This window comes from Bosea sp. 29B (assembly GCF_902506165.1).
Taxonomy (GTDB): domain Bacteria; phylum Pseudomonadota; class Alphaproteobacteria; order Rhizobiales; family Beijerinckiaceae; genus Allobosea.
In genome coordinates, this window is the sequence record NZ_LR733817.1 from 1568119 (window position 1) to 1584115 (window position 15997).

Annotated in this window: 11 protein-coding genes; 4 read left to right on the top strand and 7 right to left on the bottom strand. The window is 66.7% G+C overall.

All coding sequences use genetic code 11. The features are described from left to right. Positions 1 to 363: 363 nt before the first annotated feature. Both gltB and GV161_RS07685 read left to right on the top strand, forming a co-directional pair. Positions 364 to 5100, top strand: coding sequence for a glutamate synthase large subunit (gltB, locus tag GV161_RS07680; protein WP_152015269.1), 4737 nt, complete (start codon positions 364 to 366; stop codon positions 5098 to 5100). Positions 5101 to 5104: 4 nt separating this feature from the next. Then, positions 5105 to 6529, top strand: coding sequence for a glutamate synthase subunit beta (locus GV161_RS07685; RefSeq protein WP_152015268.1), 1425 nt, complete (start codon positions 5105 to 5107; stop codon positions 6527 to 6529). A gap of 134 nt (positions 6530 to 6663) precedes the next feature. Here GV161_RS07685 and mutT read toward each other — a convergent pair whose 3' ends face one another. The 5 genes from mutT to GV161_RS07710 all read right to left on the bottom strand — a co-directional run bounded on the left by mutT (position 6664) and on the right by GV161_RS07710 (position 10740). After that, positions 6664 to 7068 (bottom strand): 8-oxo-dGTP diphosphatase MutT, encoded by a 405-nt coding sequence (gene mutT, locus GV161_RS07690; RefSeq protein WP_152015267.1) that lies wholly within the window; start codon positions 7066 to 7068, stop codon positions 6664 to 6666. 6 nt (positions 7069 to 7074) lie between these two features. After that, on the bottom strand, positions 7075 to 7590 hold the full coding sequence (locus GV161_RS07695) for a carboxypeptidase regulatory-like domain-containing protein (protein WP_152015266.1): 516 nt from the start codon (positions 7588 to 7590) through the stop codon (positions 7075 to 7077). Beyond that, a complete protein-coding gene (locus GV161_RS07700; RefSeq protein ID WP_152015265.1) occupies positions 7587 to 8528 on the bottom strand; it encodes a DMT family transporter in 942 nt (313 codons plus the stop codon). The genes GV161_RS07695 and GV161_RS07700 overlap by 4 nt, the downstream gene beginning before the upstream one ends. Beyond that, complete coding sequence (argJ, locus tag GV161_RS07705; protein WP_152015264.1) at positions 8497 to 9750, bottom strand: bifunctional glutamate N-acetyltransferase/amino-acid acetyltransferase ArgJ; 1254 nt, start codon at positions 9748 to 9750, stop codon at positions 8497 to 8499. Before argJ ends, GV161_RS07700 begins: the two co-directional genes overlap by 32 nt. Before the next feature lie 129 nt (positions 9751 to 9879). Beyond that, complete coding sequence (locus tag GV161_RS07710) at positions 9880 to 10740, bottom strand: peptidylprolyl isomerase (protein WP_152015263.1); 861 nt, start codon at positions 10738 to 10740, stop codon at positions 9880 to 9882. A 304-nt stretch (positions 10741 to 11044) separates the two neighbouring features. Between GV161_RS07710 and secA the strand changes: the two genes are divergently transcribed. Further along, entirely contained in the window at positions 11045 to 13891 is a 2847-nt protein-coding gene (gene secA, locus GV161_RS07715; RefSeq protein ID WP_152015262.1) for a preprotein translocase subunit SecA, read from the top strand. Between the two features lie 33 nt (positions 13892 to 13924). Here the strand turns inward: secA and GV161_RS07720 are convergent, their stop codons facing one another. Continuing rightward, positions 13925 to 14713, bottom strand: coding sequence for a fumarylacetoacetate hydrolase family protein (locus tag GV161_RS07720; RefSeq protein ID WP_244624139.1), 789 nt, complete (start codon positions 14711 to 14713; stop codon positions 13925 to 13927). A gap of 141 nt (positions 14714 to 14854) precedes the next feature. Here GV161_RS07720 and GV161_RS07725 point away from each other — a divergent pair, with 141 nt between their 5' ends. Then, the gene (locus GV161_RS07725; RefSeq protein ID WP_152015261.1) at positions 14855 to 15430 is read left to right on the top strand and encodes a YcxB family protein; all 576 of its coding nucleotides are present in this window, start codon (positions 14855 to 14857) and stop codon (positions 15428 to 15430) included. Here the strand turns inward: GV161_RS07725 and GV161_RS07730 are convergent. Continuing rightward, positions 15420 to 15989, bottom strand: coding sequence for an exonuclease domain-containing protein (locus GV161_RS07730; RefSeq protein WP_152015260.1), 570 nt, complete (start codon positions 15987 to 15989; stop codon positions 15420 to 15422). The two genes, GV161_RS07725 and GV161_RS07730, sit on opposite strands and share 11 nt — an antisense overlap. Between the last annotated feature and the right edge of the window lie 8 nt (positions 15990 to 15997).

Genomic DNA, 15997 nt, shown 5'->3' on the forward strand with positions numbered 1-15997 from the left:
TCTGGCAAGGTCAAGGCAATAGGACAGCGATGCTGTCCCATTTTCGAAGCGGGCCTCGCCGAGGCCCCGGCGCAGGCGGATGGAGCGGACGATGACGGGAGGTACGGCAAACAGAGCCAAAGCCAACCGTACGACGCGCGCCGCCCGCAAAACGGCGGCGTGACCAGGCGCGGCAGGGCTTAACGCCCGGGGCGCCTGCGGAGGACGCGGGCGCAAGACAAGACCAGCGCAAGCAACCTTCGCAAACCGAGAATAAAGCCGGACCGGCCCGATCCTTGCTCCGCAAGGTGGAAGCCGGAGCGGCGGTGGACTTTGGCTGGCTCCCGAGCCGATGCTGCGGGACCGATGCGGGCGGAGGCGACGATGAGCGAGAGCAGGAAGGCGAGCGCGATGGCCAACACCACTGCTAAAGTTGCCACCACGACGACGGCCGCTTTCGAGCGCTTCCCCGAGGTGCGCGATCCGGCCATGCCGGCCCGCCAGGGCCTCTACGATCCGTCTTATGAGAAGGATTCCTGCGGCGTCGGCTTCATCGCCGACATGAAGAACCGCAAGAGCCATGCAATCGTCGCGCAGGGCCTGCAGATCCTGCACAATATCGACCATCGCGGCGCTGTCGGCGCCGATCCCAAGCTCGGCGATGGCTGTGGCATCCTCACCCAGATTCCGCATCGCTTCTTCAAGGAAGAGTGCGCCAAGGCCGGCATCGAGCTGCCCGAGCCCGGCCACTACGCCATCGGCCAGTTCTTCATGCCGCAGGAGGCCGACAACCGCGCGGTCTGCGAGGAGATCGTCGCCCAGACGGTCGAGGAGGAAGGGCTGATCTTCCTCGGCTGGCGCGACGTGCCGGTCGACAACAGCGACCTCGGCGAGGCCGTCAAGGAGACCGAGCCCTGCCATCGCCAGATCTTCGTCGGCCGTCCGGCCGAGATCACCGACGAGGACGAGTTCGAGCGCCAGGTTTATGTCCTCAGGAAGTCGGTCTCGAACAAGGTCTACAAGCGCCATGACCGGGCGACGGCGACCTATTACCCGGTCTCCTTCTCCTGCCGCACCATCGTCTACAAGGGCATGGTGCTGGTCACCCAGCTCGGCGACTACTTCAAGGACCTGACCGACGAGCGCTTCGAGAGCGCGCTCGCCCTCGTCCACCAGCGTTTCGCCACCAACACCTTCCCGTCCTGGCGTCTCGCCCACCCCTACCGGATGGTCGCCCATAACGGCGAGATCAACACGCTGCGCGGCAACGTCAACTGGATGGCGGCCCGCCAGGCCTCGGTCGATTCCGAGCTCTTCGGCGCCGACATCTCCAAGCTTTGGCCGATCTCCTATGAGGGCCAGTCCGACACCGCCTGCTTCGACAACGCCCTCGAATTCCTGGTCCAGGGCGGCTATTCGCTCGCCCACGCCATGATGATGCTGGTGCCCGAGGCCTGGGCCGGCAACCCGCTGATGGATGAGAGCCGGCGCGCCTTCTACGAATACCACGCGGCGCTGATGGAGCCGTGGGACGGCCCGGCCGCGATCGCCTTCACCGACGGCCGCCAGATCGGCGCGACGCTCGACCGCAACGGCCTGCGCCCCGCCCGCTATCTCGTCACCGACGATGGCCTCGTCGTGCTCGCCTCGGAGTTCGGCGTGCTGCCGATCCCGGAGGAGAAGATCGTCCAGAAGTGGCGGCTCCAGCCCGGCAAGATGCTGCTGATCGACCTCGAAGAGGGCCGCATCATCGGCGACGACGAGATCAAGAGCACGCTCTGCCTCGCCAACCCCTACAAGGACTGGCTGAAGCGCACCCAGATCGTGCTGGAGGATCTGCCGCCGGTCGAGGCACGGGCATCGCGCACCGACGTCGCCCTGCTCGATCGCCAGCAATCCTTCGGCTACACCCAGGAAGACACCAAGATCCTGATGGCGCCGATGGCGGTGACCGGCCAGGAAGCGGTCGGCTCGATGGGCACGGATACGCCGATCTCGGCGCTCTCCTCGAAGTCGAAGCTGCTCTACACCTATTTCAAGCAGAACTTCGCCCAGGTCACCAACCCGGCGATCGACCCGATCCGCGAGGAGCTCGTGATGAGCCTCCTCTCCTTCATCGGGCCGCGGCCGAACATCCTCGACCTCGAGGGCACCTCGCGCCGCAAGCGCCTGGAAGTGCGCCAGCCGATCCTGACCAATGACGATCTCGAGAAGATCCGCTGCATCGGTCACTACGAGGATCGCTTCGACACCAAGACGCTCGACATCACCTATCCGACCCGCGAGGGTGCGGCCGGCATGGAGGGCGCGATCGAGCGCCTGTGCGAGCGCGCCGAAGCGGCCGTTCATGGCGGCTACAATATCATCATCCTCTCCGACCGGCAGGTCGGGCCCGACCGTATCCCGATCCCGGCGCTGCTGGCGACGGCGGCGGTCCACCATCACCTGATCCGCAAGGGCCTGCGCACCTCGGTCGGCCTCGTCATTGAATCCGGCGAGCCGCGCGAAATCCATCACTTCGCCTTGCTCGCCGGCTTCGGCGCCGAGGCGATCAACCCCTATCTCGCCTTCGAGACGCTCGAAGCGCTGTTCGAGGCCGGCGAGTTCCCGCCGGAGGTCGACCGCTACGAGGTGGTCAAGCGCTTCATCAAGTCGGTCGGCAAGGGCCTGCTCAAGGTCATGTCCAAGATGGGCATCTCGACCTACCAGTCCTATTGCGGCGCCCAGATCTTCGACGCGGTCGGCCTGCGCACGCAGTTCATCGACAAGTACTTCACCGGCACCATCTCCTCGATCGAGGGCGTCGGCCTCGCCGAGATCGCCGAGGAGAGCGTGCGCCGCCATCGCGACGCCTTCGGTGGCTCGCCGATCTATCGCGATGCACTCGACATCGGCGGCGAATACGCCTTCCGCCTGCGCGGCGAGGCGCATGCCTGGACGCCGGAGAACATCGCGCTGCTCCAGCACGCCGTGCGCGGCAACGCCCGCGACAAGTTCAAGGCCTATTCCGACCTGGTCAACGACCAGAGCGAGAAGCTCTCGACCATTCGCGGCCTGTTCCACGTCAAGATGGCCGACGAACTCGGCCGCACACCGATCCCGCTCGACGAAGTCGAGAGCGCGGTCTCGATCGTCAAGCGCTTCTCCACCGGCGCCATGTCCTTCGGCTCAATCAGCCATGAGGCGCATTCGACGCTGGCGCTGGCGATGAACGCGATCGGCGGCAAGTCGAACACCGGCGAGGGCGGCGAGGAGCCGGAGCGCTTCAAGCCGCTGCCGGATGGCCGCTCGATGCGCTCGGCGATCAAGCAGGTCGCCTCGGGCCGCTTCGGCGTCACCACCGAATATCTCGTCAACTCGGCGATGATGCAGATCAAGGTCTCGCAGGGCGCCAAGCCCGGCGAGGGCGGCCAGCTGCCCGGCCACAAGGTCGACGCGCGTATCGCCAAGGTCCGGCACTCGACCCCGGGCGTCGGCCTGATCTCGCCGCCGCCGCATCACGACATCTATTCGATCGAGGATCTCGCCCAGCTGATCTTCGACCTGAAGAACGTCAACCCGGCGGCGGACGTCTCGGTCAAGCTCGTCTCCGAGCTCGGCGTCGGCACCGTCGCGGCCGGCGTCGCCAAGGCGCGCGCCGATCACATCACCATCGCCGGCTATGAGGGCGGCACCGGCGCTTCGCCGCTGACCTCGATCAAGCATGCAGGATCGCCCTGGGAGATCGGCCTCGCCGAGACCCACCAGATCCTGGTTATGAACAAGCTGCGCGGCCGCATCGCCCTGCAGGTCGATGGTGGCCTGCGCACCGGCCGCGACATCGTCGTCGGCGCCCTGCTCGGGGCCGACGAGTTCGGCTTCGCCACGGCGCCGCTGATCGCCGCCGGCTGCATCATGATGCGCAAGTGTCATCTCAACACCTGCCCGGTCGGGGTCGCCACGCAGGACCCGGTGCTGCGCAAGCGCTTCAAGGGCCAGCCCGAGCACGTCATCAACTTCTTCTTCTTCCTCGCCGAGGACGTGCGCGAGATCATGGCGGAGATGGGCGTCAAGAGCTTCGACGAGCTCGTCGGCCGCTCCGACTGGCTCGACAAGAAGGAAGCCATCGACCACTGGAAGGCCAAGGGGCTCGATTTCGCCCGCATCTTCCACAAGCCGGAGCCGGGCAAGGGCGTCGCCATTCGCAATGTCGAGCGCCAGGTTCACCCGATCGAATCGGTGCTCGACCGCACGCTGATCGCCAAGGCCGGCGCCTCGCTCGACAGCGGCGCTCCGGTCGTGATCGAGAGCTCCATCCGCAATGTCGATCGCTCGACCGGCGCGATGATCTCGGGCGAGATTGCCAAGCGCCATGGTGGGCTCGGCCTGCCGGACGACGCGATCACGGTCAAGCTGACCGGCACGGCCGGCCAGAGCTTCGGCGCCTGGGTCGCCGGCGGCCTGACGCTCGACCTGACCGGCCAGGCCAACGACTATGTCGGCAAGGGCCTGTCGGGCGGCAAGCTGATCATCCGCCCTGATCCGAAGTCGCGTGCGCTCGCCGAGGAGGCGATAATCGTCGGCAACACCGTGCTCTACGGTGCGATCTCCGGCGAATGCTACTTCCGCGGCGTCGCCGGCGAGCGCTTCGCCGTGCGCAACTCCGGCGCGATCGCGGTGGTCGAGGGCACCGGCGATCATGGCTGCGAATATATGACCGGCGGCGTCGTCGTCGTGCTCGGCCAGACCGGCCGCAACTTCGCGGCCGGCATGTCGGGCGGCATCGCCTATGTGCTCGACGAGGACAGGAGCTTCGCCAAGCGCTGCAATCTCTCCATGGTCGATCTCGAGCCGGTGCCGGAGGAGGAGGAGCTGACCCAGCGCCTCTACCATCATGGCGGCGACCTCGAGTTCAAGGGCCGCATCGACGTCATGGCCAACATGTCCGGCTATGACGCCGAGCGCCTGCACCAGCTCATCGCCAACCACCTGAAATACACAGGGTCGGCGCGGGCACAGGCGATCCTGGAGAACTGGGCGGACTACCTGCCCAAATTCGTCAAGGTCATGCCGGTCGAGTACCGGCGCGCACTACTGGAAATCGAGCGGGCCCAGGCCGGCGTCTCGGTCGCGGCGGAGTGACACGATGGGCAAGGTAACCGGTTTTCTCGAGATCGACCGCCGCGACCGGAAGTATCGTCCGGCCTCGGATCGCATTCGCAACTACAAGGAATTCGTGATCCCGCTCGGCCGGGAGGCGACCCGTGACCAGGCGGCGCGCTGCATGAACTGCGGCATCCCGTATTGTCACAATGGCTGCCCGGTCAACAACCAGATCCCGGACTGGAACGACCTCGTCTACAACGACAAGTGGCAGGAAGCGCTCGGCAACCTGCACTCGACCAACAACTTCCCGGAGTTCACCGGCCGCGTCTGCCCCGCCCCGTGCGAGGCGTCCTGCACGCTGAACCTCGAGGACACACCCGTCACCATCAAGTCGATCGAATGCGCGATCGTCGACAAGGGCTGGGAAGAAGGCTGGATCGTTCCAGAGCCGGCCGAGGTCAAGACGGGCAAGAAGATCGCCATCATCGGCTCCGGACCGGCCGGCCTCGCCGCCGCGCAGCAACTCGCCCGCGTCGGCCACGAGGTCCATGTCTACGAGCGCCAGGGCCGCGCCGGTGGCCTGCTGCGCTATGGCATTCCCGACTTCAAGATGGAGAAGTCGCATGTCGACCGGCGCGTCACCCAGATGGAAGCCGAAGGCGTCGTCTTCCATTACGGCGTCAATGTCGGCATCGACATCGATCCGCAGGAACTGCTCGCTCAGTACGACGCGATCGGCCTGACCGGCGGCGCCGAGAAGCCGCGCGACCTGCCGATCGAGGGTCGCGACCTCGACGGCGTCCAGTTCGCCATGGATTTCCTGCCGCAGCAGAACCGCCGCAATGGCGGCGAACCTGATACGACGGGCAACGCCCGGCCGATCCTCGCTGGCGGCAAGCACGTCGTCGTCATCGGCGGCGGCGATACCGGATCGGATTGCATCGGCACCTCGGTGCGCCAGGGCGCGCTCTCGGTGACCCAGCTCGAGATCATGCCGCAACCGCCGGAGAAGGAAAACAAGGCGCTGACCTGGCCGAACTGGCCGCTGAAGCTGCGGACCTCCTCCAGTCATGAGGAAGGCGCCGAGCGCGACTTCGCCGTCGGCACCGTCAAGTTCACCGGCGAGAACGGCAAGGTGAAGACGCTGCATTGCGCCAAGGTCGACGCCGGCTTCAAGCCGATCGAGGGCAGCGAGTTCCAGCTCAAGGCCGACCTCGTCCTGCTCGCCATGGGCTTCGTCTCGCCGGTGCATGACGGGCTCATCGCCAAGCTCGGCGTCAAGCTCGACGGGCGCGGCAATGTCGAAGCCAACATGCTTGCCTACAAGACCACGGTCGAGAAAGTCTTCGCCGCCGGCGACATGCGCCGCGGCCAGTCGCTGGTCGTCTGGGCGATCCGCGAGGGCCGCCAGATGGCCCACTCGATCGACAAGCACCTGATGGGCGAGACCATCCTGCCGCGCTGAGCGGCAATCGAAGGCAACGTCATGCTCGGGCGAAGACCCGAGCATCTCAAGCCGGAAGAGGCGCCACCCAGCGCCTTCCTGTCACGGGATTCTCGGGTCGTCGCTGCGCGCCGCCCGAGAATGACGGCTGGCGCTCACGCCCCCAGCAGATCGACCAGCGGCGGGATCAGCGGCTCGTCGGCCGGCGGCATGGCGAGATCGCGCAGCTTGCCGGGACGCACCCATTTCAGCGCCTGCCCCTCGCGCGACATCGCCGTCCCTTCCCAGCGCCGGCAGATATAGAGCGGCATCAGCAAATGGAACTCGGGATAGGCGTAACTGGCGAAGGTCAGCGGCGCCAGGCACGCTTCCTTGACGGTAATGCCGAGCTCCTCGGCAAGCTCGCGGATCAGCGCCGGCTCCGGCCGCTCGCCGGCCTCCAGCTTGCCGCCGGGAAACTCCCAGAGGCCTGCCAGGGCCTTGCCCTCGGGACGTTGAGTGACGAGCACGCGATTGTCGGAATCGACCAGCGCGCAGGCGACGACGAGCAGCAGTTTCACGAAAGGCTAATGTCCCGAGAGGATGACCTCGACCGGCTCGGTTTCCTTGCCAGTCAGCGTGACTTCGTCATAGACCGTGCCGCCCTCGCGGAAAACCTGATCCTCCTCGCCCCAGATCACCTGGGTCGAGACGAAATAGGTGCCGGGCGCGACCTTGTCGAAGCTGAATTTCCCGCGCGCTGTTGTCTTGGTCGTGCGGGTGAACTCGGCATAGCGCGGATCGACCTGCTCGCTCGGATAGCGCCAGTGTGGCAGGAACTTGGCCTTGCCGAAAACGCGAGTGAAGCGCTCGCGGGCATAGGCCGTCGCCGGGATCAGCCGGACGACCTCGCCAGCCGCGTTGACGACCTGCCCCTTGGAGCGCGTCCGGAAGGCATGTCCCTCGATGACGCCGGTCCCGGCTTTTCGGATGAAGGCCGCCTCCTCCGCCGAGAAGGAGGAGGCCGTCGTCGATGACGGTCCCTGCGCGACACAGGCTCCAAGCAGGGCCGCAAGGCCCAGCGCGAACGCTATCCTTATCATCTGGCTCGTCCCCCCGCAGGCGCCGTCGATACCAGAAAGACGCCTGCGAGGATGATGCAACCTCCGATAATCTGCCGCAACTCCAGCGTTTCGCCGAGCACGAATACACCCAGGACGGCAGCGACCGCCGGCACGAGATAGCCGGTCATCGCCGCCCGGGTCGGCCCAGCCGCACGGATCAATCGCATGAAGAACGCCACCGGCATCGCTGTCGCGAACACGCCGAGCGCCAGCGCGGCCTGCCAATGCGGGGCCAGGGCCAGCAGCGCACCCCAGCCGGAGAAGGTCAGCGTCAGCAATAGCGCTCCCGTGCCGGAGACCATCTGCTGGCCGAGCGCGAGCCGGATCGGATCGCCTGCTCGTGGCGGCACCGCGCGCGTGTAGAGGTTGGCGCAGGTATAGGACAGCGTCGCACCGACCATGGCGAGCAGGCTGAGCGCCGTGCCGCCGCCCTCGACCAGGCGCGGGCCGATCAGGATGGCGACGCCGGCCATGCCGACCAGGATGCCGCCAAGCCGGCGCCGGCTCAGATGCTCTTCCGAGAACAGGAAATGCGCGAACAGCGCCGTGACCAGCGGCCCCGCTGCCTGGATCATCGCCGCCGGGCCGCTGGCGAGCTGGATCAGCGCATAGGCGACGAGCACGTTCGGCAGCCAGCCATTGCACGTGCCGAGCACCAGCCAATGGCGGATCTCATGGCGGCGCGGCAGCGGGCTCTGACCGCGCGCCGCGACGAAGAGTGCCAGTGTCGTCGCGCCGAGCAGGCCGCGGCAGGCGGCGATCGCCCAAGGGGCGACGTCGCCGGCCATCAGCTTGATGAACAGATAGCTGCTGCCCCAGAGAAAGGAGCAGACAGCGAGGTTACCGACGATGAACGTCCTGCTCGGGCCTACCGGGCCCGAAGGCTCAGGAGCGGTAGTCGCCGTTGATTTCAACATAGGCCTTGGTCAGGTCGCAGGTCCAGACGGTGGCCTTGCCGCGGCCGAGGCCGAGATTGGCGGTGACGACGATGTGCTCGCCTTTCATGTAGTCGGAGACGGCCTGCTCGTCATAGGAACCGGCGCGCGCACCCGCTTCCGCCACCTTGATCGCACCGAAGGAGATGTCGAGCCTGTCGCGATCGGCCGGCTCGCCGGCCTTGCCGACCGCCATGACGATGCGGCCCCAATTGGCGTCCTCGCCGGCGACCGCCGTCTTGACCAGCGGCGAATTGGCGATCGAGAGCGCGACCCTCTTGGCCGAGCGCGCCGACTGCGCCCCGACGACGCGGACCTCGACGAATTTGCGGGCGCCCTCGCCATCCTTGCAGACCAGATGCGAAAGCTCGAGCAGAAGCGCGTTCAGCGCCCGCTTGAAGCCGGAAAGCCGGGCATCGTTCGGATCGGTGATCTCCGGCACGCCGCGTGCCCTAGCCTTGCCCGTCGAGAACAGCATCAGCGTGTCGGAGGTCGAGGTGTCGCTGTCGACCGTGATCGCGTTGAATGAGCCCTTGACGCCCTTCGACAGCAGGGCCTGCAGCACGGGAGCCGCAATCGGCGCATCGGTGAAGACGAAGGAGAGCATCGTCGCCATGTCGGGCGCGATCATGCCGGCGCCCTTGGCGATGCCGACGATGACGACCTCGTGCCCGTCGATCTTGGCCTTGCGCGAGACTGCCTTCGGGAAGGTGTCGGTGGTCATGATCGCCTTGGCGGCGTCGAGCCAGGGACCGTCGGCGGCGCGCTTGGCGCAATCGGCCAGCACGCCCTCGAACTTGTTGGCGTCGAGCGGCTCGCCGATCACGCCGGTCGAGGCGATGAAGACCTCTTCCGCCTTGCAGCCAGCGGCCTTGGCCGCGATCTTCGCCGTCAGCGCCACCGAGTCACGGCCTTTCAGGCCGGTGAAGGCATTGGCATTGCCAGAATTGACGACGATAGCGCGCGCCTTGCCCTGCGCCAGGTTCTCCCGACACCAGTCGACCGGCGCCGACGGGCATTTCGAGCGGGTGAAGACGCCGGCGGCCTGCGAGCCCTCGTCGAGCAGGACGAGCACCACATCGGTGCGGCCCTTGTAGCGGATGCCGGCCTCGGCAGTGGCAAAGCGCACGCCCGGCACCGCCGGGACCTTGGGCTGGCGCTTCGGCGCGAGCGGAGAAACGGGAACATCCTTGCCAGCCATCATGCGCCTCCTCGTATGGTTGGCCCGATGTGCCGCAGCAACGGCGCGAAGACAAGAGTCCGAGCCCCTCCAAAAGCAAACGCCCGGGCATGGCCCGGGCGCATCACGACGGTACGATGAAAATCGTGCCGATCAGGGCTTCTTCGGCTCGGCCGGAGCCGGGGTTGCTGGCGCGGGCGTCGCCGGGGCAGCCGGCTTGTCGAGACGCTCGACTTTGGCCTTGTCGCGCAGCGCCACGATGATGTCCTGCTGCGCCTTGCGGACCAGATACTGGTCGATCTGCGGCTTGACCTCGTCGAAGCTCGGCAGCGGCTTGCTGCGCTTGTCCTCGAGCTTGATGACATGCCAGCCGAACTGGCTCTTCACCGGCTCGGAGACCTGGCCCTTCTCGAGCTTGAAGGCCGCCTCGGCAAATTCCGGCACCATCCGGTCCTTGGCGAACCAGCCGAGATCGCCGCCCTCCTTGCCAGAGCCCGGATCCTTGGAGAGCTCGGCCGCGACCTTGGCGAAGTCCTCGCCCTTCTTCACCCGCTCCAGCGCCGCCTTGGCCTGCGCCTCCTCGGGCACCAGGATGTGGCGGGCGTGGACCTCTTCCTCAGGCTTCATCGCCTTGACGGTGTCGTCGAACAGCTTCTTGGCCGCCTCGGGCGTCGCCGCCTTCTTGGCCTCGACCGTGAGGTATTCGTCGAGCAGCAGCTTGTCGCGGTTATAGGCAAGGCGCTTGGCGAATTCCGGCCCGTCGCCGACCTTGGCGGCGGCCGCGGCCTTGGCGCCGAGCTTGAGGTCGACCAGATAGTTGATCACCTCCTCGCGCTTGCGCTCTTCCGGCATCTGCGCGGTACGCTCGCCGAGATCCTCCTCGGCCAGCTTGAGGTCGCCCTCGGTGATGGTGATGCCGTCGACCTTGGCGACGGGCTTGTCCTGCTGTGCGAGGGCCGGCACAGCGGCCAGCGCGATGCCGAGCGACAGCAAGGCGAGACGGGAGGACAACATCGGTGCGGCCTTTCGACTGGACGGCGCGAAGATCGATCTCGCCGGCTGAGTGCCAGCAGAACGCGGCCTTGGCAAGACGGCGCATCGCACATCAACGCGAGCCGGCAAGCATGGTTCATCCACCGCAATGCCTCGCCGGCGGGCGAAGCCTCTTGGAAGCGACCCCGCCGGACCCTACATGCGCGCGGATAAGCGCGTGCTGGACCACGCGCCTGCGCCCGTCTAAACACGCGCGTGAATTCTAGAGGTTACCGCTTCGGCCGCGCGGTCTGCGCAGGCCGGATTCGCTATTGAAAGGCCAGACATGCTTGGCGCGCTTGCAAAGAAACTCTTCGGCTCGTCGAATGATCGACGGGTGAAGGGTTACCAACCCCGCGTCGCGGCGATCAACGCGCTCGAAGCCGAGGTGTCCCAGCTCTCCGACGAGGCTCTTCGCGCCCGCACCGAAACCTTCAAGCAGCAGCTCGCCGACGGCGCCAAGCTCGACGACCTCCTGGTGCCGGCCTTCGCCACCGTGCGCGAGGCCGCCAAGCGCGTGCTCGGCCAGCGCCATTTCGACGTCCAGCTGATCGGCGGCATGGTGCTGCATGAGGGCTCGATCGCCGAGATGAAGACCGGCGAAGGCAAGACCCTGGTCGCGACCCTGCCGGTCTATCTCAACGCGCTCGCCGGCAAGGGCGTCCACGTCGTCACCGTCAACGACTACCTCGCCCGCCGCGACGCCGAGTGGATGGGCAAGATCTACAATTTCCTCGGGCTCAGCTTCGGCATCATCGTCCACGGCCTCGACGACGAGGAGCGCCAGCGCGCCTATGCCAGCGACATCACCTACGGCACCAACAACGAGTTCGGCTTCGACTATCTGCGCGACAACATGAAGTACGAGGTCGCGCAGATGAGCCAGCGCGGCCACCATTTCGCGATCGTCGACGAGGTCGACTCGATCCTGATCGACGAAGCCCGCACGCCGCTGATCATCTCCGGCCCGCTCGACGACAAGTCGGACCTCTATGTCGCGATCGACAAGGTCCTGCCCGGCCTGGTCAAGGGCGACTACGAGGTCGACGAGAAGCAGCGCACGGTCGCGCTGACCGAGGCCGGCAACGAGCATATAGAGCAGTTGCTGCGCGAGGCCGGCCTGCTCAAGGAAGGCGACCTCTACGACTCCGTCAACGTCACCCTGGTCCACCACGTCAACCAGGCGCTGCGCGCCCATTCGCTGTTCACGCGCGACAAGGACTACATCGTCCGCAATGACGAGGTGGTGATCATCGACGAGTTCACCGGCCGCATGATGCCCGGCCGGCGCTATTCGGAAGGCCTGCACCAGGCGCTCGAGGCCAAGGAGAGCGTCACCGTCCAGCCCGAGAACGCGACGCTCGCCTCGATCACCTTTCAGAACTATTTCCGCCTCTACAAGAAGCTCGCCGGCATGACCGGCACGGCCGGCACCGAGGCCGACGAATTCGAGCAGATCTACAAGCTCGAAGTGGTCGAGATCCCGACCAATGTCCCGGTCGCCCGTATCGACGACGACGACGAGGTCTATCGCAGCTTCCCGGAGAAGGTGAAGTCGATCATCAAGGAGCTGGAGCGCGCCAGCGAGCGCCTGCAGCCGGTGCTGGTCGGCACCGCCTCGATCGAGAAATCCGAGCAGATCGCCGAGATGCTGGTCGCCGCCGGCTTCAAGCAGATCGACTTCAGCCAGCCTAACGCGCTCGACAGCCTTTACTCCGCCGCCCGTACCGGCAAGAGCACCAAGCAGTTCGCCGTGCTGAACGCCCGCTTCCACGAGCAGGAGGCCTTCATCGTCGCCGAGGCCGGCGTCCCCGGCGCCATCACCATCGCCACCAACATGGCCGGCCGCGGCACCGACATCAAACTCGGCGGCAACGTCGAGATGCGCGTCTCGATCGAGACGGCCGGCATGGAGGACGGGCCGGAGAAGCAGGCCAAGATCGCGGAGATCGAAGCCGAAGTCGCCCGCTTCAAGGAGATCGTGCTCAACGCCTCCGAGACGATCGAGCTCGAGCCGGCCAAGGGCTCGCGCCCGGCCAAGACCATGACGCGCCCGGGTGGCCTCTACATCATCGGCACCGAGCGCCATGAGAGCCGGCGCATCGACAACCAGCTGCGCGGCCGCGGCGGCCGCCAGGGCGACCCTGGCCGCTCCAAGTTCTTCCTGTCGCTGCAGGACGACCTGATGCGCATCTTCGGCTCCGACCGGATGGACGGCATGCTGCAGAAGCTCGGCCTGCAGGAGGACGAGGCCATCGTCCATCCCTGGATCAACAAGGCGGTCGAGAAGGCGCAGGGCAAGGTCGAGGCGCGCAACTTCGACATCCGCAAGAACATCCTGAAATACGACGACGTCATGAACGACCAGCGCAAGGTCGTGTTCGAGCAGCGCCGCGACTTCATGCGCGCGGCAAGCGTGCGCGAAACCATCGACGACATGCGCCACGGCGTCGTCGAGGACACCGTCTCGCGCCGCATCCCCGAAGACGCCTATCCCGAACAGTGGGATGCCGCCGGCCTGCGCGAGGACGTCGCGACCTATCTCAACCTCGAACTGCCGGTCGAGGACTGGGCCAAGGAAGAGGGCATCGCCGACGCCGAACTGCGCGAGCGCATCCGCAAGCTCGCCGACGAGGACTATACGGCGCGCATCGAGCGCAACACCGAAGAGGTGATGACCTATATCGAGAAGCAGGTGCTGCTGCAGACACTCGACCATCTCTGGCGCGAGCATCTGGTCACGCTCGACCATCTGCGCCAGGTCATCGGCTGGCGCGGCTATGCCCAGCGCGACCCGCTGAACGAGTACAAGCAGGAAGCCTTCGAGCTCTTCGATAGTTTGATCGGCCGCCTGCGCGAGCAGGTCACCGGCAATCTGATGCGCGTCGAGGTCCGCTTCGATCAGCCGCCGGAAGACGGTCAGGGCTTCGACCAGGGCGGCAACGATGCCCTGCCCCCGCCGCCTGCCGGTTTCTTCGCCGGCCAGCCGCAATTCGCCGCGACCGATGGCGACCTCGCCGTGGCCGAGCGCAACCCGGCCGATCCCGCGAGCTGGGGCAAGGTCGGCCGCAACGAGCTCTGCCCCTGCGGCTCCGGCAAGAAGTTCAAGCACTGCCACGGCCAGTTCGTCTGACCATAGCGCCGGAGTGATCCTCCGGCGCGGACTTCAGGCGAAATTGGCCTCGACCGCGCCGAGCGCATCGATCTCGATCCGGACGCTCGCGCCGGCACTGACCCACTGCGTTCGGACGAGGCTGCCGAGCAGGACGGTCTCGCCAGCCCGTAACGGCATCCGGCGCTCGCTGGCGTGCTCCGCCAGCCAGGCCAATGCCGCATAGGGATGGCCGAGCACGTCGGCGCCGATGCCGGCGCCGGCTTCGACCCCGTCGATCAGGACCCGCCCGCGCAGCGTCGCAAGGTCAGGCAGCGCGGCCGGGTCATGCTCGCGGCCGAGCACGGCTCCGGCGGCGAAGAAATCGTCCGCGACCAGCATCGGCGTGCCCGTTCCCTGCCACTCGACATAGCGGTCGTCGACGATCTCGATCGCCGCCATCACCGCTCCGACCGCACTGCGGACGCTCTCGGTCGTGAAGGGCCCTTCCGGCAGATCGCTCGTCAACCGCACCGCGATCTCGCACTCGACGCCGACCTTGACGAAGTCGCCATGCCGAAGCCTGGCATCGCCGCGATGCGTGGTACCGGCGAAGAGCCCGGCCGCGCAGGGGTGGGCGATGCCGAGATAGGCCTGCATCACTGGCGTGGTGCAGCCGATCTTCCAGCCGATCCGCGCGCCAAAACGGCTTTCGGCAAGGCGCGCATGAACCGCATCGCGCACCGCATAGGCTTCCGCTAGGTCGCGCGGCGTGGCCCCCGCGGACGGCGGCGCCAGAGGTGTCAGGCTCAGCCGCGCAGTAGCAATCGCATCGGCTGAAGCGGTAATGGCTGTTTCGGACAAGGCAGAACTCCGACTATCGGGAACCGCCAACCTGCCATGCCGGAACTCCCGATGGCCACACCAGCAAGAGCACGGTGGTCGCGAGATCTGCTCTCGCTATGGCAAGGGACCATGAACTCCCGACAGCGAGGGCCGCCGGCCATGCCGACAGCAGACGAAACGACCGGACCAGCGCATATCGCGCTCACGCTCGATTATACCGAGGAGGAGCTTGCCCGGTTCGACGCGATGCTGGCGCAGAAGACTCTCGCCGAGGCCCGGCCGACCATCTGGGAAGGCTGGCCCGCCTTCATCGGGCTGGGCCTCGCAGTCGCGACCGGAGCGACCTTCCTCGCCATCGCCGGCGGCATCGCCACGGCCCGCTCCGGCGCCGGCATCGCGGCACTCTGCTTCGGGGTCTACTGGATCGGCATCACCGCTCCAGGCCTGGCGGCGGGCATTGCCGACAGACGGCGGCGCAAGGCTGTCTATGACGCCTTCCAGACGGAATGGAACGGCACGCGTCTGCTGGCGACACAGCGCGGCATCTGGTTCCGCCGCGATGGCTTGCGCAGCTTCATCGGGCGCAGCGCTATCCGCAAGGCCAGCAGCGCCGACGGCTTGTTGCTGCTGCACCTGCGCGCTGGCCAGCCGACTATGATCCCGCTGCGCCTGCTGACGGCCGAACAGCGCGACTTCCTCACCTCACTCGCCCGTAGCGATCAGCTCAGCGGGTGAAGAAGCGCAGCAGGTTGGCGTAGCCGCGGGCATCGTCGATCGCCCGATGCGTGTGCGCGACCGAGCCCAGCCATTCGACCGGATAACGCTCGACATCGCACTCCCATTGCCCGCGCCCGGTCCTGCCGGCGACGAAGGACATCAGGCACAGCGGCGCGTGCTTGAAGATGCGGCTCTGGACCCACGGCCCTTCGAGCAGCGGGCGCCCGATGAAGCGGCGCAGGTAATAATCGAACCACGGCCCGTCGAGCGCGAGCGGATGGGAGACGAAGATCGGCTCGCCCTCGATCGCGCCGATCCAGTCCACGAACCGCCGCATCGCCTCCATGGGACTTTCTGGGTTCTCTGTCGCGGCCGCCCAGGCCTGCGGATGGCGGGCCCAGAACGCCATCGTATTCTCGTCGCGCACCGCGCCGTCGAGCGGCGCCAGCACCGCCTCGAACTCGCCGATGATGGCGCCATCGGCCGCGACGGCAACGGAGCCGAAGGAGAGCATCGAATTGACGCCCGGCGTCGGCCCGTCGAACTCGCAATCCATCACGACGTAGAATGGCGACATGCGACCCC